This window comes from Streptomyces erythrochromogenes (genome assembly GCF_040684695.1).
In the GTDB taxonomy this organism is placed as follows: Bacteria; Actinomycetota; Actinomycetes; order Streptomycetales; family Streptomycetaceae; genus Streptomyces; species Streptomyces erythrochromogenes_C.
The window spans coordinates 168,437-189,277 of the sequence record NZ_JBFBGM010000009.1 but is presented as its reverse complement, the minus strand read 5'-3'; the positions used below and the strand labels follow the sequence as shown (position 1 = coordinate 189,277).

Genomic DNA, 20,841 nt, shown 5'->3' with positions numbered 1-20,841 from the left:
GTACCGGGGATCGTGGGGGCGGAGCGTTTGCTGTTGCGGGCCCTGCGGGCGGTCGCTACGCGGGTTCGCGGGCCGGCGCCGGGACGACCACGGGGGCCGCCTCCAGCCGGGCGCGGGAGCGTCGCGCCGTGCGCAGCGCGTCCCAGGTCAGCAGGGCCAGCGCGGCCCACACCAGGGAGAATCCGGCCCAGCGCTCGGGCGGCATGGCCTCGTGGAAGTACAGGACGCCGAGCCCGAACTGGAACACCGGGGCCATGTACTGGAGCAGGCCGAGGGTCGAGAGCGGGACCCGGATGGCGGCCGCCCCGAAGAACACCAGCGGGATCGCCGTCACCAGACCGGTCGCGGCCAGCAGCAGCGCGTGGCCGACGCCCTGCGAGGTGAAGCTGGACTGCCCCTGGGCGCCCAGCCACAGCAGGTAGCCGAGGGCCGGCAGGAACAGCATGGCCGTCTCGGCGGCCAGCGACTCCAGCCCGCCCATGTTGAGCTTCTTCTTGATCAGGCCGTACGTCGCGAAGGAGCACGCCAGGACCAGTGAGATCCACGGCGGCCGCCCGTAGCCGACGGCGAGCACGAGCACGGCGACGAAGCTGATGCCGACGGCCACCCACTGCGCGCGGCGCAGCCGCTCACCCAGGACCAGCACGCCCATCGCGATGCTGACCAGCGGGTTGATGAAGTAGCCGAGGCTCGATTCGACGACGTGCCCGTTGTTGACCGACCAGATGTACAGGCCCCAGTTCACGCTGATCACCGACGCGGCCAGTGCGGTCAGGCCCAGCTTGCGCGGCTGCCCCAGCAGCTCGCGTATCCAGCCCCAGCGGCGCACGGCCAGCAGGGCCAGACCGACCACGGCCATGGACCACGTCATGCGGTGGGCGAGGATCTCGACGGCCCCGGCAGGCATCAGGAGCGGCCAGAAGAGGGGGACCAGCCCCCACATTCCGTAAGCGCCGAATCCGTAGAGCAAACCCGCGCGCTGCTCGTTCTGTGCCTTCACGGGGCCTCCTGTACGACTTCAAGCCAACTTCACGACGGTATCGCCGCGCGGCCCGGATGTCATGCCCGTAATCAGGAGATACTCATGACATCTCTCGGGGCCGCGGCGGCCCGCCCGCCGGGAGCCGCCCGTCTCAGGCCAGCGCGGCACCGATCGCCGCAGCGACCGGAGTCGTGGGCCGCCCGATCAGCCGGGCCAGGTCCCCGCCGGTGCCCGCCAGCCGGCCGCGCGCGATCGCCGCGTCCACGTCGACGATGATCGCCGCGAAGCCCTCGGGGACCCCGGCGCCCGTCAGCATCCTCAGGTGCTCGTCGGCCGGGACCTCGGCGTACGCGACCTCCTTGCCGCTCTGCGCCGACACCTCGGCCGCGTACTCCGCGAGGCTCCACGCGGTGTCGCCGGAGAGCTCGTAGATCTCGTTCAGGTGACCCTCGCCGGTGAGCACCACGGCCGCGGCGGCCGCGTAGTCGGCGCGCGCCGCCGAGGCGACCCGGCCCTCGCCCGCGCTGCCCACGACCGCCCCGTGCCCGAGGGCGGTCGGCAGCTCGCGGGTGTAGTTCTCGTGGTACCAGCCGTTGCGCAGGAAGGTGTACGGGAGCCCGGAGGCGAGGACGGCCCGCTCGGTGGCGGTGTGCTCGGCGGCCAGCTCGAAGTCCGCCTCCGGGCCGCCGAGTATGCCGGTGTAGGCCAGCTGCGCCACGCCCGCGGCCTTCGCGGCGTCGATCACGGCGGTGTGCTGGGCGACGCGGCGCCCGATCTCGTTGCCTGAGATCAGCAGCACGCGGTCGCCGGGCCGGAAGGCGGCGGCCAGGGCGGCCGGGTCGTCGTAGTCGGCGACGCGCACCTCGATCCCGCGTGCGGCCAGGTCGGCGGCCTTCTCCTCGTTGCGGACGACGACGGCGACGCGGTCGGCGGGAACCCGTTCCAGCAGTTCCCCGACGACGAGACGGCCGAGGGCTCCGGTGGCTGCGGTGACGACGATGCTCATGACTGCTCTCCTTGTGGGGCGACCACGCCAGCCTACGGTAAGCGCTAACTTTTAGAAAGTGCTGCGCTGGGGAGAGTGTCGGGTCGGGGCCGGGCGGGCCCGGACGCACCGAAGCCCGGACCCCCAGGGGGTCCGGGCTTCCCGGCGGGCGTGTCGTCCGGTCAGCCGACGACGGTCCAGGTGTCGCTGCCGTTCAGCAGGGCGCCCAGGTCGCCCTTGCCGCCGCGGTCGATGGCCGCGTCCAGCTGGTCGGCCATGAGCGTGTCGTAGACCGGCCGTTCGACGCTGCGGAAGACGCCGATCGGCGTGCGGTGCAGGGTGTCCGGGTCGGCGAGGCGCGAGAGCGCGAACGCCGTGGTGGGGCTGGCGGTCCGGGCGTCGTGGACCAGGACCTGCCCCTCGTTGGCGGGGGTCACGTCGACGACCTCCAGGTCCCCGGTGGCCTGGTTGCGCACCACGCCCTTGCCGTCGTCCGCGCCGAAGCGGATCGGCCGGCCGTGCTCCAGCCGGATCACCGCCTCGCGCGCCTGGTCCTTGTCCTTGAGGACCTCGAAGGCGCCGTCGTTGAAGATGTTGCAGTTCTGGTAGATCTCGACGAGCGCCGTGCCCTGGTGGTCGGCCGCCTGGCGCAGCACCTCGGTGAGGTGCTTGCGGTCGGAGTCGACGGTGCGGGCGACGAAGGACGCCTCGGCGCCGATCGCCAGCGACACCGGGTTGAAGGGCGCGTCGAGCGAGCCCATCGGCGTCGACTTGGTGATCTTGCCGACCTCGGAGGTCGGGGAGTACTGGCCCTTGGTCAGCCCGTAGATCCGGTTGTTGAAGAGCAGGATCTTCAGGTTGACGTTGCGGCGCAGGGCGTGGATCAGGTGGTTGCCGCCGATGGACAGCGCGTCGCCGTCCCCCGTGACGACCCACACCGACAGGTCGCGGCGGGAGGTGGCCAGGCCCGTCGCGATGGCCGGGGCCCGGCCGTGGATGGAGTGCATCCCGTAGGTGTTCATGTAGTACGGGAAGCGGGAGGAGCACCCGATGCCGGAGACGAAGACGATGTTCTCCTTCGCCAGCCCCAGCTCGGGCATGAAGCCCTGGACGGCGGCGAGCACGGCGTAGTCGCCGCAACCCGGGCACCAGCGGACCTCCTGGTCCGACTTGAAGTCCTTCATCGACTGCTTGCTCTCGGCCTTCGGTACCAGCGAGAGCAGGGTCCGCGCCCCGTCGGTCGCCTCGGTCACCTCAGTCATCGATGGCCTCCTTGAGAACCTTGGCGAGCTGCTCGGCCTTGAAGGGCATTCCGTTCACCTGGTTGTACGACTGGGCGTCCACCAGGTATTTCGCGCGGATCAGGGTGGCGAGCTGCCCGAGGTTCATCTCCGGCACCACTACCTTCTCGTAACGCTCCAGGACCTCGCCGAGATTCCTGGGGAAGGGGTTGAGGTGGCGCAGGTGGGCCTGGGCGACGGGGTGTCCGGCGACCCGGAGCCGGCGGACGGCGGCGGTGATGGGGCCGTAGGTGGAACCCCAGCCGAGCACCAGGGTGGTGGCGCGGTCCGGGTCGTCGACGTCGAGGTCGGGCACCCGGATGCCGTCGACCTTGGCCTGGCGGGTGCGGACCATGAGGTCGTGGTTGGCCGGGTCGTAGGAGATGTTGCCCGTGCCGTCCTGCTTCTCGATGCCGCCGATGCGGTGTTCGAGGCCGGGGGTGCCGGGGACCGCCCAGGGCCGGGCCAGTGTCTCCGGATCCCGCTTGTAGGGCCAGAAGACCTCGGTGCCGTCGGCGAGCGTGTGGTTCGCGCCGGCGGCGAACTTGACCTTCAGGTCCGGCAGGTCCGCGACCTCCGGGATCCGCCACGGCTCGGAGCCGTTGGCGAGGTAGCCGTCGGAGAGCAGGAACACCGGCGTCCGGTAGGTCAGCGCGATACGAGCCGCGTCGAGGGCGGCGTCGAAGCAGTCCGCCGGGGTCCTCGGCGCCACGATCGGGACCGGTGCCTCGCCGTTGCGGCCGTACATGGCCTGGAGGAGGTCCGCCTGCTCGGTCTTGGTCGGCAGGCCGGTGGAGGGGCCGCCGCGCTGGATGTCCACGATGAGCAGCGGCAGTTCCAGCGACACCGCCAGGCCGATCGTCTCCGACTTGAGCGCGACGCCGGGCCCGGAGGTGGTGGTGACGCCGAGCGCCCCGCCGAAGGCCGCGCCGAGCGCCGCCCCGATGCCGGCGATCTCGTCCTCGGCCTGGAAGGTCCGCACGCCGAAGTTCTTGTGCTTCGACAGCTCGTGCAGGATGTCCGAGGCCGGGGTGATCGGGTAGGAGCCCAGGTAGAGGGGCAGGTCGGCCTGCTGGCTCGCGGCGATGAGGCCGTAGGAGAGGGCCAGGTTCCCGGAGATGTTGCGGTAGGTGCCGGTGGGGAAGGCCTTGGTCGCGGGCGCGACCTCGTAGGAGACGGCGAAGTCCTCGGTCGTCTCGCCGAAGTTCCAACCGGCCCGGAAGGCGACGATGTTCGCCTCGGCGATCTCGGGCTTCTTCGCGAACTTCTGCCGCAGGAAGCTCTCCGTGGCCTCCGTCGGCCGGTGGTACATCCACGACAGCAGACCCAGCGCGAACATGTTCTTGCTGCGCTCGGCCTCCTTGCGGGAGAGCCCGAAGTCCTTCAGCGCCTCCACCGTCAGCGTGGTCAGCGGCACCGGGTGCAGGTTGTAGGCGGCCAGCGAGCCGTCCTCCAGCGGGGAGGTCTCGTACCCGACCTTGGCCATGGGGCGCTTGGTGAACTCGTCCGTGTTGACGATGATCTCCGCGCCGCGCGGCACGTCGGCGATGTTCGCCTTCAGCGCCGCGGGATTCATGGCCACCAGCACGTTCGGGGCGTCGCCCGGCGTGAGGATGTCGTGGTCGGCGAAGTGGAGCTGGAAGGAGGAGACGCCCGGCAGGGTGCCGGCGGGGGCGCGGATCTCGGCCGGGAAGTTCGGCAGCGTCGACAGGTCGTTCCCGAACGACGCGGTCTCCGAGGTGAACCTGTCACCGGTGAGCTGCATACCGTCACCGGAGTCACCCGCGAACCGGATGATCACCCGATCGAGACGCCGTACTTCCTTGCCGTCGGGACTCCCGGGGGTGCGTTGTCCACCGACAACCGCTCCGCCGGAACCGTCGGCCTGCTCCGCTGGGCTGCTGACCTGGCTGGTCACTGAACTGGACCTCCTTCGAGGCGTGAGCACCCCCATGACCCACCCTACGACGGTAGGGATCAGGTCCCCAGGAGCGACCACATTCTGGACCGTAGGACCGCCCATTGAGACGGCCCTGCCGGTATGCCGTATCTGACAGAGTGTCAGTCGATCAAGATTTCAGATAGGTGAGAACGGCCAGTACGCGCCGGTGATCCCCGTCACTCGGCGACAGGCCCAGTTTCATGAAGATGTTGCTGACGTGCTTCTCCACCGCGCCGTCGCTCACGACCAGCTGCTTGGCCACGGCCGAATTGGTGCGGCCCTCGGCCATCAGCCCGAGCACCTCGCGCTCGCGCGGCGTCAGACCCGCCAGCACGTCCTGCTTCCGGCTGCGCCCGAGCAGCTGGGCGACGACCTCGGGGTCCAGCGCGGTACCGCCCCGGGCGACCCGGACCACCGCGTCGAGGAACTCGCGCACCTCGGCCACCCGGTCCTTGAGCAGATACCCCACTCCGGTACTGGAACCGGCCAGCAGCTCGGTGGCGTACTGCTCCTCCACGTACTGGGACAGCACGAGCACGCCTATCCCGGGGTGGTCGCGCCGCAGCCGTACGGCGGCCCGCACGCCCTCGTCGGTGTGCGTCGGCGGCATCCGCACGTCCGCCACCACCACGTCCGGCAGCGCATCCTCGGCGGCGAGCTCCGCCACCGTCTTGATCAGGGCTTCCGCGTCCCCGACGCCCGCCACGACGTCATGCCCCCGGTCGGTCAGCAGCCGGGTCAGCCCCTCGCGCAGCAGCACTGAATCCTCGGCGATGACCACCCGCACCCTGTCGTCCACGATTCAGCAGCTCCCGCATCCACTCGTTCCCGTACTGCCCGACTCAGCCAAGCATCCCAGCCTTAAGTCCCGGTGAAGGCAGAGCCGGGACAACACGTGGGCGTACGGGGGGAGTTTTCACATGCGGATGCACCCGTGGCCGCTTCGCGAGGGTCCGGCGCGCCGGGAGGCCCTCGGTGCGCCGGACGCACGGACGGGACCCCGGCCCTCCGGGCCGGGGTCCCGCGGCGTCGCACAGGAGGAGCAGGGGGAGGAGGCGTCAGGGACGCCAGGGCAGCTCGGCGGTGACCGTCGTCCCCGCGCCCCCGGGGGAGTCGACGACCAGCACGCCGTCCACCGCGTCCAGCCGCTCGGCGAGCCCCGCCAGCCCCGTCCCGTCCCGCAGGCTCGCCCCGCCCCGGCCGTCGTCGGCGACCTGGAGCAGCAGCCGTCCCCCGGACTTCCACACGTCCACCGAGGCGGACCGCGCCCCGGCGTGCTTGCTGATGTTCTGCAGCAGCTCCGAGACCGTGAAGTACGCGATCCCCTCGATGGCCGCGGCCGGCCGGGCCGGGAGGTCCACGGCCACCCGCACCGGCACGGTGCACCGCGACGCCACCGCGGACAGCGCCGCGTCCAGACCGCGGTCGGTCAGCACCGCCGGGTGGATCCCGCGGGCCAGGTCCCGCAGCTCCTGGAGGGCGATCTTCACCTCGCCGTGGGCCTCGTCCACCATGCGCGCGGCGGCCCGCGGGTCCTCGCCGAGCTTCTCCTTCGCCAGCCCGAGGTCCATGGCCAGCGCCACCAGCCGGGCCTGCGCGCCGTCGTGCAGGTCCCGTTCGATGCGCCGCAGGTCGGCGGCGGCGGTGTCCACGACGACCCCGCGGTCCGACTCCAGCTCGCTGACCCGGCTGTCCAGTCGCGACGCCCCCAGCAGCCCGCCGACCATGACCCGGTCGACCGTGGTCAGGGCCCGGATCAGCCACGGGGTGGCGAGGGTGAGGGCCAGCCCGATCAGGCAGGTGAGGGCGATCTCCGCGGGGGAGTCGACGTAGAAGGAGTAGTCGCCGTTCTGGAAGAGCTGGAGTCCGGGCTGGTCGGTGTAGGCCGGGAAGACCCAGAACCACAGCGGGTACAGCAGATAGCTCCAGCCCGCCGCCCAGAACGTCAGTGCCGTGCAGGAACCGAACACCGCCCACGGGAAGTGGACCAGGCAGTACAGCAGGTGGCGCCAGGCGCTCCCGCTCCTGAGCACCGCGCCCATGGCGGCGAGCGGACCGCTCTTCTTCGCCCGGATCGGCGCGGGCTCGACGACGTCCGCCCCGAGCAGCGCGCGCACCCGGGCCCGCTCCAGCCGCCCGATCCCGCGGCCCATGGCGAGGGTGCCCGCCAGGACCGGGACCCCGAGGAAGGTGACGAGCAGCCCGGCCCCGAGGCTCACCCCCGTGATCGCGAGCGAGAAGTACAGGATGCTCAGCGGCAGCCCGACCAGCAGGTACGCGAACTCCCGCCAGGTCCGCCCCGCCACCGGGGCCAGCAGCACCGCACCGACCCCGCCGCGCCCGCCCGTGCCGCGCCCGCCCTTGCCGTCGTCCATCTCCCGACCCGCCCTTCCGCTCCTCGGCTGTGCCCCCACCCTCCCGCCCGGCCCCACCCCCGGACCATGCGGCGGGTCGGCCTCTGCGACCGGGGGATAACCCCACCCCGGCCCCGCCTCCGGGGCCCGAGCCCCTCCGATCCAGCCCCACCAGGGCCCCGGTCGGGTGCCGCCGTGCGGCCCGGCTCTTCCGGGGGCGCCTCCGCTGCGACCGGCCCGGCCGCCGCAAGGGCCCGCCGGGGCCGGCAGCCTGAGCCCCCGAGCCGGTCCGGACCGGCCGGGTCCCGTGGCCCGGCCCCTGCGGCTCTGCCTGCAAGGGCGCGCCGCCGGTGCGGCCGGGACGGTTGCCGCACGGCCCCGCCGGGAAGCGGCGGCGGCGCGCGCCGAACGCGCGAGCGGGACCCCCGCCCACCCCGGACGGGAGTCCCGCATCATCGAACGGCCCCGGTCCCCCCGGCGGTCGCCGCGGCCTCAGCCGCCCCGGCGGCCCCGCCTCCGCGGCCTCAGCGGCGGTCACGCCACGGAAGCTCCGCCGACACCACCGTCCCCTCCCCCTCCGGGGAGTCCACCACGAGCACCCCGTCCACCGCGTCCAGCCGCTCCGCCAGCCCCGCCAGCCCGCTCCCGCGGGACGTGTCCGCCCCGCCCCGCCCGTCGTCGGACACCCGGAGCATCAGCCGGGCCCCCGACCGCCAGACCTCCACGGTCGCGCCCCGCGCCCTCGCGTGCTTGCTCACGTTCTGCAGCAGCTCGGACACCACGAAGTACGCGATCCCCTCGATCGCCTCCGCCGGCCTGGCCTCCTGCCCCGCCGGCAGGTCCACCAGCACCTTCACCGGCACCACGCACCGCGCCGCCACCGACGACAGCGCCGCGTCCAGCCCCCGGTCGGTCAGCACGGCCGGGTGGATCCCGCGGGCCAGGTCCCGCAGTTCCTGGAGCGCCAGCTTCACCTCCCCGTGGGCCTCGTCGACCATCGCCGCCGCGCCCTCCGGGTCCTCCAGCAGCTTCTCCTTCGCCAGACCCAGCCCCATCGCCAGCGCGACCAGGCGCGCCTGCGCCCCGTCGTGCAGGTCGCGTTCGATGCGCCGCAGGTCCGCGGCCGCCGTGTCGACGACCACGCCCCGGTCCGACTCCAGCTCCGCGATCCGCCGCTCCAGGTCGTCGGAGGGGGACAGCAGGCCCCGCACCATCGCGCGGTCCGCGTTCGCGAGCAGCCGCACCAGATACGGCAGCACCGGCCACAGCACGAACAGCCCGGTCAGGACTACCGTGAAGGTGAGCACCCCCCAGGGCAGCCGGATCAGCTGGTACAGCACGGTCCGCCAGCCGACCGGATCCTTGATGCTCGTCCACAGCCAGGGGAAGAATCCGCCGGACCGCCGCGGACCGGGGATCGGGGTCGGCTCCTCCACCCGTACGCCCAAGAGCAATCGGGCACGGGCCCGTTCGAGCCGTCCCATTTGCCGAGACAAAAAGAGACCGACCGCAAGCAAAGGAAGTCCGATCGCGGTCACCGAAAGACCGCCCGCGGTGGAAACCATGACGACCGCGTAAACGAAACCCACGATCGCCTCAGGCAGATTGGTCACCAGATGGGCGATTTCCTTCCACGTGACGGCGCTGAATGCGGGCCGCACGCGGGGAGGTCTGTCGTCGGCGGCGATGGCAAGGCTCGTGGTCATGCGCCACAGCCTGTCAAGCGCGGCTCGCTGATGCCATGGGGTGGCCGGGGTGCTGTGAACGGGGGATAACCCCACCCCGTGTGAGGCAGGCCCTAGACTCCCGTCCGTACCAGATCGTCGACAGTGACCGAGGAGCGAGGAACGGACGTGCCCGAACCAACGGTATCGACCGTAACCGTGCTCGCGGCGGACTACTTCCGGAGTTATTCGGTCGTCGGCCTGCTCGCGGCCCTCGGTGTGCTCTTCGTGGCCGTCGCCTTCGGCGCGGGCCGGCTCCTGCGGCCCGTCGTCCCGACCCCCGAGAAGCTGCTGACGTACGAATGCGGTGTGGACCCCGTCGGCGAGGGCTGGGCGCACACCCAGGTCCGCTACTACGTCTACGCCTTCCTCTACGTCATCTTCGCCGTCGACTCGATCTTCCTGTTCCCGTGGGCGACGGTGTTCGCCGCCGCCGGCTACGGCGCCACGACCCTGGTCGAGATGTTCATCTTCCTGGGCTTCCTGGCCGTCGGCCTGCTCTATGCGTACAAGAAGGGCGTCCTCGAATGGACGTGACACCTCAGCCGGAGCTGCTCCCGGAGCCCAAGCGCCTCGGAGTCCTCTCCCGTCTGGCCCCGGAACCGATGAAGGTAGTCCTGAACTGGGGCCGCCGGTACAGCCTGTGGGTCTTCAACTTCGGCCTGGCATGCTGCGCGATCGAGTTCATCGCCGCCTCCATGGCCCGGCACGACTTCATCCGCCTCGGCGTCATCCCCTTCGCGCCGGGTCCGCGCCAGGCCGACCTGATGATCGTCTCGGGCACCGTCACGGACAAGATGGCCCCCGCCGTCAAGCGGCTCTACGAGCAGATGCCCGAGCCGAAGTACGTCATCTCCTTCGGCGCCTGCTCCAACTGCGGCGGCCCGTACTGGGACTCGTACTCGGTGACCAAGGGCGTCGACCAGATCATCCCCGTCGACGTCTACGTGCCCGGCTGCCCGCCCCGGCCGGAGGCGCTCCTCCAGGGCATCCTCAAGCTCCAGGAGAAGATCGCCCGCGAGTCGCTCGCCGAGCGCTACGCCGCGGGGCCGTCCGTCTCCCAGCTCACCAGCGGCCTGGTCACCGCCCCGCCGGCACCCGGGCAGGGGGCCGGCGCGTGAACCTCTACGACTCCCTCCCCGACGCCGCGCCGACGGTCTTCGGTGCCGAGGCCGTCGCCGAGCTCTCCTACGACGTCCTCACGGTGGACGTGCCCGTGGGCAGCTGGATCTCCGCCCTGGAGATCGCCCGGGACAAGCTCGGCTGCACGTACTTCGACTGGCTGAGCGCCGTGGACGAGCCCGGCACCGGCTTCCGGGTCTGCGCCCACGTCGCCTCGCTGGAGAACCACCGCGTACGCCGGCTCCTGCTGCGCACGACCGTCCCGCACTCCGCCCCCTCCCTGCCGTCGGCCGTCGCCGTCTACGCGGGGGCGGAGTGGCACGAGCGCGAGACGTTCGAGATGTTCGGGATCACCTTCACCGACCACCCGCACCTGGTGCACCTCCTCCTCCCGGAGAACTTCGAGGGGCACCCGCTGCGCAAGGACTTCGTGCTGGCCGCGCGCGTCGCGAAGGCCTGGCCCGGTGCGAAGGAGCCGGGCGAGGCCCACGACCCCGACGCCCCGAAGCGCCGTCAGATGCTGCCGCCCGGCGTGCCGGACCCCAACGACTGGGGCCCGATGAAGGGCCAGCTCCCGCCGGCCCCGGCCCGGCCCGCCCGTACCCCGCGTGCCGCCGGTGCGGCCGGCGCCGCCGCCCGTGCCCCGCGCGAGGGCGCCCCCGTCCGCCGGACCCGCTCGGTCGCCGAGGGCTCGGCCACCCAGGCCGCCGACGCCGCCGGAGCCGCCACCCCGGAGACCCCGGCCCGCCCGCCGCGCCGCACCCGCTCGGTGACGGAGGGCTCCGCGAGCCAGGCGACCGAAGCCGCTGCCGCTCCGGCCCCGGAAGCTCCCGAAGCCGCTGCCCGCCCGCCCCGTCGTACCCGCTCGGCAGCGGACGGCTCCGCGAGCCAGGGCCCGGGCACGGGGCCGGCCGCCGCGGACGAAGCCACCCCGGCGGCGGAGCGCGCGCCGCGCCGCCCGGCCCCCCGCAGCTCCGACGCCCCCTGGCACGACCCGAAGCCCGCCTTCGAAGAGCAGGCCCAACCGGCCCCCGAGCAGGCCCCGAAGGCCGGACCCGAGACGGAACCCAAGGCTCCGAAGCCCGAGACCGGACCCGAGACCGACCCCACCACTGACACCGGAGGCACGGCGTGAACGACGTCCTCGACGTCGCCCTGCGGCTGATCGTCGTCTTCGCCGTCTTCCTCGTGCTCCCGCTCGTCGTCGGGCAGACCGAGCACAAGGTGATGGCCCACATGCAGGGCCGCCTCGGCCCCATGTACGCCGGCGGCTTCCACGGCTGGGCCCAGCTCGTCGCCGACGGCGTGAAGTTCGCGCAGAAGGAAGACGTCGTCCCGGCCAACGCCGACCGCCGGATCTTCCAGCTGGCCCCCGCCGTCGCCCTGCTGCCGTACCTCCTCGTCCTCCTCGCCATCCCGATCGGCCCGGGCGAGGGCGCGGTCGGCCAGGTCATCGACGCCGGCCTGTTCTTCGTCCTCGCCGTCATGGGCGTCGGAGTCCTCGGCTCCCTCATGGCCGGCTGGGCCTCCGCGAACAAGTTCTCCCTGCTCGGCGGCCTGCGCACCGCCGCACAGCTGCTCGCCTACGAGCTCCCCATGCTGCTCGCCGCCGCCTCCGTGGCGATGGCCGCCGGGACGGTCTCCCTCCCCGGCATCGTGGAGGCCTTCGAGTGGTGGTGGCTGCCCTGGCAGATCGTCGGCGCCCTCGTGTTCTTCACCGCCGGCCTCGCCGAACTGCAGCGCCCCCCCTTCGACATGCCCGTCGCCGACTCCGAGATCATCTTCGGCGCGTACACCGAGTACACGGGCCTGCGCTTCGCGCTGTTCCTGCTCGCCGAGTACGCCGGCATCGTCGTCCTCTGCTTCCTCACCACCGTCCTCTTCCTCGGCGGCTGGCACGGCCCCTTCGGCGCCGAGGGCCTCGGCTGGGTCTGGACCCTGCTCAAGACCGCGGTCCTGGCCTTCGTCGTGATCTGGCTCCGCGTGAGCTACCCGCGGCTGCGCGAGGACCAGCTCCAGAAGCTCGCCTGGACCGCACTCATCCCGCTCGCGCTCGCCCAGATCGCGCTCACCGGCATCGTGAAGGTGGCGATCCAGTAATGCCCATCCCCGGATCCGGCCTCGCCAAGGGCCTGGCCGTCACGCTGCGCACGATGACGAAGCGCTCGCACACGGCCCAGTACCCCGAGGTCCAGCCCGAGCTCCCGCCCCGCTCCCGCGGGGTCATCGGCCTGTTCGAGGAGAACTGCACGGTCTGCATGCTCTGCGCCCGTGAGTGCCCCGACTGGTGCATCTACATCGACTCGCACAAGGAGACGGTGCCCGCCTCCACCCCCGGCGGCCGCGAGCGCAGCCGCAACGTGCTCGACCGCTTCGCCATCGACTTCTCCCTCTGCATGTACTGCGGCATCTGCATCGAGGTGTGCCCCTTCGACGCCCTCTTCTGGTCGCCGGAGTTCGAGTACGCGGAGACCGACATCCACGAGCTGACCCACGAGCGCGACAAACTCCGCGAGTGGATGTGGACCGTCCCCGCCCCGCCCGCCCTCGACCCGCGGGCCGAGGAGCCCAAGGAGATCGCCGCCGCCCGCAAGGCCGTGGAGAAGGCCGAGGCCGCTGCGGCCGCCGCCGAAGCAGCGGCCGAAGCCGCCGCCCGGGCGTCCGAGAACGAACCGCCGACCACCCCGACCCCGGAGTCAGACGCGTGACCCCCGCCGCCACCCTGGCCGCAGCCGCCACCACCGGGCCCGGTTTCCTGTCCCCGACGGGCGTCGAGATCGCCTTCCTCCTCGTGGGCCTCGTCACCTTCGGCGCGGCCCTCGTCACGGTCACCACCAAACAGCTGGTGCACGCCGCCCTCTGGCTGGTCGTCGCCCTCGGCGGCATCGCCGTCGAGTACCTGCTGCTGACCGCCGAGTTCATCGCCTGGGTCCAGGTCCTGATCTACCTCGGATCCGTGGTCGTCCTCCTCCTCTTCGGGCTGATGCTCACCAAGGCCCCCATCGGCCGCTCCCCGGACGCCGACTCCGGCAACCGGTGGATCGCCCTCGGCGTCGCCGTCGTCGCGGCCGTGGCCCTGGTGTGGGTGGTCGTCGACGCCTTCCGCACCACCTGGATCGACCTGGACGGGCCGGTCCAGGGCTCCACGAAGGTCTCCGGCGAGATCCTCTTCCAGCACTGGGTGCTGCCCTTCGAGGCGCTCTCGGTCCTCCTCCTCGCCGCCCTGATCGGCGCCATCGTGCTGTCCCGCCGCAACGACCCCGCCGACGAACCCGCCGGCGCCCATGACGACGCCCGCGACGACGCCCGTGACAAGGGGAAGCGCTGATGCACCTCGCCTACCCCGCCGTGCTCGCGGCCCTCCTCTTCTGCACGGGCCTGTACGGAGTGCTCGCCCGCCGCAACGCCATCCTCGTCCTGATGTCCGTCGAGCTGATGCTCAACGCCGTCAACCTCAACCTGGTCGCCTTCGACGTCTGGCTGCGCGACACCCTGCACGCCGGCCAGGCCCTCACCCTCTTCACCATCGCCATCGCCGCCGCCGAGATCGGCATCGGCCTCGCGATCGTGCTGATGGTGTACCGCAACCGCGGCACCTCCGACGTCGACCGCCTGCGCGACACCGCCGAAGGCCACGAGCCCGGCCCGAACGGCGCCCACGACACCCACGACAGCACCAGCACCGTCCGGCCGGAGGTCGCCGCGTGAGCACCACGACCCTCGCCGTCCTCGTCCCGCTGCTGCCCTTCCTCGGTGCGGTGGCGGGCCTGCTGCTCGGCCGCCGCGCCCCCGGGTTCGTCCGCCCGCTCGCGATCCTGCCGACGCTCGCCGCCGCCGCACTGGCCGTGATCGTCGCCGTCCGCCAGGGCGGCGGGCAGCCCATCAGCACCGCGACCGAGCTCACCCCGACCGGCTCGGTGCCGATCGACCTCTCGCTCTACATCGACGGCTTCGCCGCACTGGTCGCCGTCCTCGTCGGGGTCGTCGCCACCTGCGTACAGCTCTACTCGACGGCGTACCTCCGCGAGGACCCGCGCTACCCCTCCTACGCGGCCCTCGTCTCGCTGTTCACCTCCGCCATGCTGCTCGTCGTCTACTCCGGCGACCTGATGGTGCTGCTGGTCGGCTGGGAAGTCATGGGCATCTGCTCGTACTTCCTCGTCGGCCACTACTGGGAGACCGAAGCGGCCCGTTCCGCCTCCCTGAAGGCCTTCCTCGTCACGAAGCTCGGCGACGTCCCCTTCCTCATCGGCCTGTTCGCGCTCGCCACCGACGCCGGCTCCTTCCGGATCACGGAGATCCTCGGGACCGTCGCCGCCGGCGGACTCGACCACCCGACGCTGATCGCGCTGCTCCTGCTCGCCGGCGTCGCCGGCAAGTCCGCGCAGTTCCCGCTGCACACCTGGCTCCCCGACGCGATGGCCGGCCCCACCCCCGTCTCCGCGCTGATCCACGCCGCGACGATGGTCGCCGCCGGTGTCTACTTCATCGCCCGCCTCCTGCCCGTCTTCACGGCCTCCGCCGCCGCACTGGTGGTCATGGCCGTCATGGCGGCCGTCACGATGGTCGGCTCCGGCCTGGCCGCCCTCGCCCAGGACGACATCAAGCGGGTGCTCGCCTACTCCACGATCGGCCAGCTCGCCTACATGACCGGCGCCCTGGCCGTCGCCGACCGCGGAGCCGCCGTCTTCCACCTCCTGTCCCACGGCGCCTTCAAGGCGCTCCTCTTCCTGGGCGCGGGCGTGATCATCCACGCCGCCGGTACGAACTCCCTGGCCGCCATGTCCCGGATGGACGGCCTGGCCAAGCGCATTCCCGACGCCTTCTGGACGATGACGATCGCGCTGCTCGCGCTCGCCGCGATCCCGCCCTTCGCCGGCTTCTTCTCCAAGGAAGCCGTCCTCGTCGCCGCCGAGCAGGCCGCCACCGGCCACTCCGACCTCGCCCCCGCCGCCGCCGGCTGGCTGGTGCTGATCGCGGGCGTCCTCACCGCCCTGCTCACCGCCGCCTACGCCGCCCGGCTGTGGCTGATGGCCTTCCGAGGCCGGGGCGCGGCCGCCCCCGACCACGGCAAGGAGCCCCTCGCCATGACCGGCGTGCTGTGGCTGCTGGCCATCCCGTCGGTCGGCTTCGGCCTCGCGGCGGACTCGCTCGCCGACTGGTTCGACGGCAGGGCACTCACCCCGACCCTGGCCACGTCCGTCCTCGGCACGGGCGCCGCCGTCATCGGCGCGATGCTCACCTACGCCCTCTGGCAGCGCGCCACGGCCAAGGCCGCCACGGCCCCCGCGTCCGGACCCGCCCGCGCCGCGGGCGCCGCCGAGCAGCCCGCCGCCGTCGCCGCCGCGGTGTCCGCCGCCACCGCGGCCGCCGAGTCCGCGGCCGAGACCCCGGAGGTCGCCGAGGTCACCCACGAGCACCCCGCCGTCCCGGCGGGACCCGCCGCCGACCCCGGCCGGGCCCTCCTGGGCCCCCTGCACCGCCACGCGGCCGCGGGCTTCCACCTCGACGCCGCCTACGACCGGCTGTTCGTCCGTCCCGTCCGTGCGGCGGCCCGCCTCGTCGCCTTCCTCGACCGCGAGGTCGTGGACACGTACGTGCGCGGCGCGGGCACCGGCACCCGGCTGCTCGGCGGCCTCGTACGCCGCGCCCAGACCGGCAACGTGCAGAGCTACCTGAGCGCCCTGCTCGCCGGCGCCGTGGTCCTGGCGATCGCCACCGCCGTCCTCGCCAACGTCAACGCCGGATCGTGAGCCGTGAGTCAGCCGTGATTGATATCAGCCCGTCCGTGATGCAGTTCCTTCTGGCGTTCATCGTGGCCGCGCCCCTCCTCGGCGCCGTCGCGGCCCTCCTGCCGGCCCCGCCCGGCCTCAAGGGCCGCGGCCCCGAGCAGGCAGTGCTCCGCCACGGCGTGACCGTCACCGGCGTCATCCTCGCCGCGGCGATCGCCCTCGCCCTCGGCTTCGACCACGACGCCCCGTCCCGCTTCCAGGCGACGACGGACATCAGCTGGATCCCGGCGCTGGACGTCCGGATCCACCTCGGTGTCGACGGCATCTCGCTCCCCCTCCTCGTGATGACCGCGCTGCTGTTCTTCCTCTGCGCGCTCTACAGCTACTTCAAGCTCCCCGCGGGCCCGTCCCCGAAGGCCTTCGTCGCGCTGCTCCTCGTACTCGAGTCCGGCACCCTCGCGACCTTCGCCGTCCTCGACCTGCTGCTCTTCTTCCTCGCCTTCGAGATGGTCCTCATCCCGATGTACTTCCTCATCGCCCGCTGGGGCGGTGCCCAGCGGCAGGCCGCCGCCTGGAAGTTCATCCTCTACACCCTCCTCGGCTCCGTCGTCATGCTGCTCGGCCTCCTCCTCATCGGTGTGACGGCGGACACATTCGACATGGTGGCACTCGCCTCTGACAACGGCCGCGAACTGTCCCGCACCACCCAGCTGCTGGCCGTCCTCGCCATCGGCATCGGCCTCGCCGTGAAGACCCCGATGTGGCCCCTGCACAGCTGGCTGCCCGACGCCCACACCGCCGCCCCCACCGTCGGATCCGTCCTCCTGGCCGGCGTCCTGCTCAAGATGGGCACGTACGGGTTCGTCCGCATCCTGCTCCCCGTCACCCCCGACGGCATGGCCGCCTTCGCCCCCTACCTGGGCGCCTTCGCCGTCGTCGGCATCATCTACGGATCGCTCGCCTGCCTCGCGCTGGCCCGCAAGGGGAACAAGGGCGACCTCAAGCGCCTCATCGCCTACTCCTCCGTCGGCCACATGGGCTTCGTCCTCCTCGGCATCGCCTCCATGACCCCCACCGGAGTCAACGGCGCCCTCTTCGCCAACATCGCCCACGGCCTGATCACCGGCCTCCTCTTCTTCCTGGTCGGCGCCCTGAAGGACCGCTACGGCACCGCCGACCTGGACACCCTCGCCGGGGCCACCGGCGCCGCCCTCTACGGCCGCGCCCCCCGCCTCGGCGCCCTCCTCGCCTTCGCCGCCGTCGCCTCCCTGGGCCTGCCCGGCCTGGCCGGCTTCTGGGGCGAGATGCTGGCCCTCTTCGGCGCCTTCGACCCGGCCGAGGGCCTGCCCCGCGCCGCGTTCCTCACGTACACCGCCATCGGCGCGTTCGGCACCCTGCTCACGGCCGCCTACCTGCTGGTCGTCGTACGCCGCGTCTGCATGGGCGACCCGAAGTCCGGCCCCGAGCTCACCGTCGCCGACGTCCAGCACTACGAGTTCGCCGCCTGGACCCCGCTCGTCGCCCTCACCGTCCTCGCCGGCCTGTGGCCCGCGCTCCTCCTCGGCCTGACCGACCCGGCCGTTCAGCAGCTCCTCGCAGGAGGCAACTCATGACGGCCCTGACGGTCCTCGCGGCCGAGACGCCCAGCCTGGTCCAGTCCGTCGACTGGCTCGCCATCGCACCCGTGGTGATCACCGCGGTCGTCGGCCTGGCCGTCCTCGTCGCCGACCTCTTCACCGCCGAGCGGCACAAGCCGGTCCTCGGCTGGATCGCGGTGGCCGGCCTGGCCGCCGCGACCGCCTCCCTGCTGCCGCTGCGCGCCGGCGACCGCTCCACCTTCTGCCTCACCGCCGACCCGGAGGCCTGCAGCTACGTCGCCGACCACTTCACCGTGGTCGTCCAGTTCCTGGTGCTGGCCGGCGCCCTGCTCACCGCCCTGCTGTCGGTCACCGCCGTGCGCGACACGCGGATGCCCGCCGGCGAGTACTGGTTCCTGCTGCTCTCCTCCGCCGCGGGCGCCGCCCTGCTGCCCGCCTCCCGCGACCTCGCCACCCTGATCGTCGCGCTGGAGGTCGCGTCCCTGCCCGCCTTCGCGCTCGTCGGCATGCGCCGCGGGGACCGGCTCTCCTCCGAGGCCGCCCTGAAGTTCTTCCTGTCCTCCGTCACCGCCACCGCCGTGTCGCTGATGGGCGTCAGCTTCGTCTACGCCGTCACCGGATCGATGCACCTCACGCAGGTCGCGGACCGGCTGGAGGACGTACCCGGGCAGCTCGACACCCTCGCCATGGCCGGTGTCGCGCTCACCCTGGTCGGCTTCGCGTTCAAGACCGCGGCCGTCCCCTTCCACTTCTGGGTCCCCGACACCTACGTCGGAGCCCCCCTGCCCATCGCCGGCTACCTCTCCGTGATCGGCAAGGCCGTGGGCTTCACCGGCCTCATCCTCGTCACGGTGATCGCCTTCCCGGCGTACGCGCAGGTCTGGGGCCCGGCCGTCGCCGTCCTCGCCGCGCTCACCATGACCCTGGGCAACGCCGCCGCCGTGCGCCAGTCCGCCGACCGCCCGAACAGCGCCGTACGGCTGCTCGCCTGGTCCTCGGTCGGCCAGGCCGGCTACCTGCTGGTCCCGATCGCCGCGGCCGCCTACTCCGAGCGCGACCAGATCGGCTCCACCCTCGCCTACGCCCTCATGTACGCCGCGGTGAACCTCGGCGCCTTCGCGGTGGCCGCCCTCGTCGCCCGTACCAAGCCGCTCCACCGCATCAGCGACTACCGCGGCCTGTACGCCGAGCGCCCGCTCGCCGCACTGTCCCTGGCCTTCTTCCTGCTCTGCCTGGCAGGCCTGCCGCCGGGCATCATCGGGCTCTTCGCCAAGGTCACCGTCTTCCAGTCCGCCGTCGACGCGGGCCTGGGCTGGCTGGCCGTCCTCATGGCGGTCAACGTCGTCATCGCCCTGTACTACTACCTGCGCTGGACGGCGCTGCTCTTCCGCGCGCCCGAGGGCGCCGAGGGCCCGGAGGGCGCAGGGGCCCGCACGAAGGCCCCCTGGCCGGTCGCGGCGGCCATCGTCGCGACCGCGATCACCGCGGTCGTCCTCTCGGGAGCCCCGCAGCTCGTCCTGCGCGTCGCGTCGGGAAGCCTCTTCACGCAGTAGCCCGCAGCCGGGCCGTTGCCCCGTACGGAGTAACGCCCGCGGCGGCCCCGCCACCCCCGCCGAGGGGGCGGCGGCGGGCCGCCGCCCCGGCACGCCCTGGGAACCAGACGCCCTCACCTCGCGTTGACCAGGAAGGGAGGGTCCACTGGACCGTAGACCCTCAAATCCATGACGGGCTCCCCTGCCGCACCACTTGGAGGGCGTACCGTGCACCGCCGGCACAACGGGCTCAAGACCGCCGTACTCCTCGGCGGGCTGTCCGCAATCATCATCCTCATCGGCAGCTTCTTCGGACGGACCGGCCTGATCGTGGCCGTGATCGTCGCCCTCGGGACGAATGCCTACGCGTACTGGAACAGCGACAAGCTGGCTCTGCGCGCGATGCGCGCCCGCCCCGTGAGCGAGTTCGAGGCTCCCCAGCTCTACCGCATGGTGCGCGAGCTCTCCACGTCCGCGCGCCAGCCCATGCCACGGCTCTACATCTCACCCACCGAGGCCCCGAACGCCTTCGCCACCGGCCGCAACCCGCGCAACGCCGCGGTCTGCTGCACCGAGGGCATCCTGCGCATCCTCGACGAGCGCGAGCTGCGCGGGGTCATCGGCCACGAGCTCAGCCACGTCTACAACCGGGACATCCTCATCTCGTCGGTGGCCGGAGCACTCGCCTCGGTGATCATGTTCCTGGTGAACTTCGCCTGGCTCATCCCGATCGGCCGGTCGAACGACGACGAGGGCCCCGGCCTGCTCGGCATGCTGCTGATCATGATCCTGGGACCGCTGGCCGCCTCGGTGATCCAGCTCGCCATCAGCCGGTCGCGCGAGTACGAGGCGGACGCCTCCGGAGCCCAGCTCACCGGGGACCCGCTCGCCCTGGCCAGCGCCCTGCGCAAGCTCGACGCGGGCACCAAGCAGCTCCCGCTGCCGCCGGAGCCACGTCTGGAAACGGCGAGTCATATGATGATCGCCAACCCGTTCCGGCCAGGCGCGGGCCTTTCCAAGATGTTCTCCACCCACCCTCCGATGGCCGAGCGCATCGCCCGGCTCGAACAGATGGCAGGCCGCCGCCAATGAAGACAATCCTGAACGTCATCTGGCTCATCCTCAGCGGCATCTGGCTGTTCCTGGGATACCTGCTCGCGGGTGTGCTCCTCTGCATCACCATCATCGGCATCCCGTTCGGCATCGCCGCCTTCCGCATCGCGGTCTACGCCCTCTGGCCCTTCGGCTACACCACGGTCGAGCGCCACGACGCGGGCGCCCCGTCCTGCATCGGCAACGTCCTGTGGCTGGTGCTGGCCGGCTGGTGGCTGGCCCTCGGCCACATCGTCACCGGCATCGCCCTCTGCGTCACGATCATCGGCATCCCGTTCGGCATCGCCAACTTCAAGATGGTCCCGCTCTCCCTGCTCCCGCTGGGCCGCGAAATCGTCCCGACGGACGCCCCGTTCGCCTCCCGCTGACGGCACACCACCCATCGTTCGACACCGCGCCGCGGACGGGCCGGCCCCGTCCGCGGCGCAGTTGTCCACAGGGGCGGCGCGATGTCGGTGGGGTGCGTCACCATGAACG

The 20,841-nt window shown here is 72.2% G+C and carries 19 protein-coding genes; 12 read left to right on the top strand and 7 right to left on the bottom strand.

Annotation, left to right across the window (positions count from 1 at the left end; all coding sequences use genetic code 11):
- Positions 1 to 55: 55 nt before the first annotated feature.
- From rarD to AB0O53_RS16615, 7 genes are all read right to left on the bottom strand, one after another.
- On the bottom strand, positions 56 to 1,000 hold the full coding sequence (rarD, locus tag AB0O53_RS16645) for an EamA family transporter RarD (RefSeq protein ID WP_350992921.1): 945 nt from the start codon (positions 998 to 1,000) through the stop codon (positions 56 to 58).
- 133 nt (positions 1,001 to 1,133) lie between these two features.
- Positions 1,134 to 1,988 (bottom strand): SDR family oxidoreductase, encoded by an 855-nt coding sequence (locus AB0O53_RS16640; RefSeq protein ID WP_365196209.1) that lies wholly within the window; start codon positions 1,986 to 1,988, stop codon positions 1,134 to 1,136.
- 161 nt (positions 1,989 to 2,149) lie between these two features.
- The gene (locus tag AB0O53_RS16635) at positions 2,150 to 3,229 is read right to left on the bottom strand and encodes a 2-oxoacid:ferredoxin oxidoreductase subunit beta (protein WP_350992917.1); all 1,080 of its coding nucleotides are present in this window, start codon (positions 3,227 to 3,229) and stop codon (positions 2,150 to 2,152) included.
- Positions 3,222 to 5,165: a 2-oxoacid:acceptor oxidoreductase subunit alpha gene (locus AB0O53_RS16630; RefSeq protein WP_350992915.1), complete on the bottom strand. Its 1,944-nt coding sequence runs from the start codon at positions 5,163 to 5,165 to the stop codon at positions 3,222 to 3,224. Before AB0O53_RS16630 ends, AB0O53_RS16635 begins: the two co-directional genes overlap by 8 nt.
- A gap of 151 nt (positions 5,166 to 5,316) precedes the next feature.
- Positions 5,317 to 5,976 carry a response regulator transcription factor gene (locus AB0O53_RS16625; RefSeq protein WP_030026962.1) on the bottom strand — a complete coding sequence of 220 codons (660 nt, stop codon included), beginning with the start codon at positions 5,974 to 5,976 and terminating at the stop codon, positions 5,317 to 5,319.
- Positions 5,977 to 6,247: 271 nt separating this feature from the next.
- Positions 6,248 to 7,564 (bottom strand): sensor histidine kinase, encoded by a 1,317-nt coding sequence (locus tag AB0O53_RS16620; RefSeq protein WP_350992913.1) that lies wholly within the window; start codon positions 7,562 to 7,564, stop codon positions 6,248 to 6,250.
- Between the two features lie 503 nt (positions 7,565 to 8,067).
- Positions 8,068 to 9,249 (bottom strand): sensor histidine kinase, encoded by a 1,182-nt coding sequence (locus AB0O53_RS16615; protein ID WP_365196205.1) that lies wholly within the window; start codon positions 9,247 to 9,249, stop codon positions 8,068 to 8,070.
- Between the two features lie 147 nt (positions 9,250 to 9,396).
- On the opposite strand from AB0O53_RS16615, the gene AB0O53_RS16610 reads away from it, so the two are divergent.
- The 12 genes from AB0O53_RS16610 to AB0O53_RS16555 all read left to right on the top strand — a co-directional run bounded on the left by AB0O53_RS16610 (position 9,397) and on the right by AB0O53_RS16555 (position 20,732).
- Positions 9,397 to 9,804, top strand: coding sequence for an NADH-quinone oxidoreductase subunit A (locus tag AB0O53_RS16610; RefSeq protein ID WP_030012240.1), 408 nt, complete (start codon positions 9,397 to 9,399; stop codon positions 9,802 to 9,804).
- A complete protein-coding gene (locus AB0O53_RS16605; protein ID WP_350992909.1) occupies positions 9,795 to 10,388 on the top strand; it encodes an NADH-quinone oxidoreductase subunit B in 594 nt (197 codons plus the stop codon). The genes AB0O53_RS16610 and AB0O53_RS16605 overlap by 10 nt, the downstream gene beginning before the upstream one ends.
- Positions 10,385 to 11,524, top strand: a complete 1,140-nt coding sequence (locus AB0O53_RS16600) for an NADH-quinone oxidoreductase subunit C (protein ID WP_365196201.1) — start codon at positions 10,385 to 10,387, stop codon at positions 11,522 to 11,524. Before AB0O53_RS16605 ends, AB0O53_RS16600 begins: the two co-directional genes overlap by 4 nt.
- Complete coding sequence (locus tag AB0O53_RS16595; RefSeq protein ID WP_350992905.1) at positions 11,521 to 12,489, top strand: complex I subunit 1/NuoH family protein; 969 nt, start codon at positions 11,521 to 11,523, stop codon at positions 12,487 to 12,489. The genes AB0O53_RS16600 and AB0O53_RS16595 overlap by 4 nt, the downstream gene beginning before the upstream one ends.
- Positions 12,489 to 13,097, top strand: coding sequence for a NuoI/complex I 23 kDa subunit family protein (locus tag AB0O53_RS16590; protein WP_365196198.1), 609 nt, complete (start codon positions 12,489 to 12,491; stop codon positions 13,095 to 13,097). Before AB0O53_RS16595 ends, AB0O53_RS16590 begins: the two co-directional genes overlap by 1 nt.
- 14 nt (positions 13,098 to 13,111) lie before the next feature.
- Entirely contained in the window at positions 13,112 to 13,717 is a 606-nt protein-coding gene (locus AB0O53_RS16585; protein ID WP_365196275.1) for an NADH-quinone oxidoreductase subunit J family protein, read from the top strand.
- Complete coding sequence (nuoK, locus tag AB0O53_RS16580; protein ID WP_365196197.1) at positions 13,717 to 14,097, top strand: NADH-quinone oxidoreductase subunit NuoK; 381 nt, start codon at positions 13,717 to 13,719, stop codon at positions 14,095 to 14,097. Before AB0O53_RS16585 ends, nuoK begins: the two co-directional genes overlap by 1 nt.
- A complete protein-coding gene (locus AB0O53_RS16575; protein WP_365196194.1) occupies positions 14,094 to 16,142 on the top strand; it encodes an NADH-quinone oxidoreductase subunit 5 family protein in 2,049 nt (682 codons plus the stop codon). The genes nuoK and AB0O53_RS16575 overlap by 4 nt, the downstream gene beginning before the upstream one ends.
- A 38-nt stretch (positions 16,143 to 16,180) precedes the next feature.
- Positions 16,181 to 17,734, top strand: a complete 1,554-nt coding sequence (locus AB0O53_RS16570; protein WP_350993202.1) for a complex I subunit 4 family protein — start codon at positions 16,181 to 16,183, stop codon at positions 17,732 to 17,734.
- The gene (locus AB0O53_RS16565; protein ID WP_365196191.1) at positions 17,731 to 19,272 is read left to right on the top strand and encodes an NADH-quinone oxidoreductase subunit N; all 1,542 of its coding nucleotides are present in this window, start codon (positions 17,731 to 17,733) and stop codon (positions 19,270 to 19,272) included. Before AB0O53_RS16570 ends, AB0O53_RS16565 begins: the two co-directional genes overlap by 4 nt.
- 207 nt (positions 19,273 to 19,479) lie before the next feature.
- Positions 19,480 to 20,343, top strand: a complete 864-nt coding sequence (gene htpX / locus AB0O53_RS16560; RefSeq protein WP_060179538.1) for a zinc metalloprotease HtpX — start codon at positions 19,480 to 19,482, stop codon at positions 20,341 to 20,343.
- Positions 20,340 to 20,732, top strand: a complete 393-nt coding sequence (locus tag AB0O53_RS16555; protein WP_030842592.1) for a YccF domain-containing protein — start codon at positions 20,340 to 20,342, stop codon at positions 20,730 to 20,732. The genes htpX and AB0O53_RS16555 overlap by 4 nt, the downstream gene beginning before the upstream one ends.
- The last annotated feature ends 109 nt before the right edge of the window (positions 20,733 to 20,841 follow it).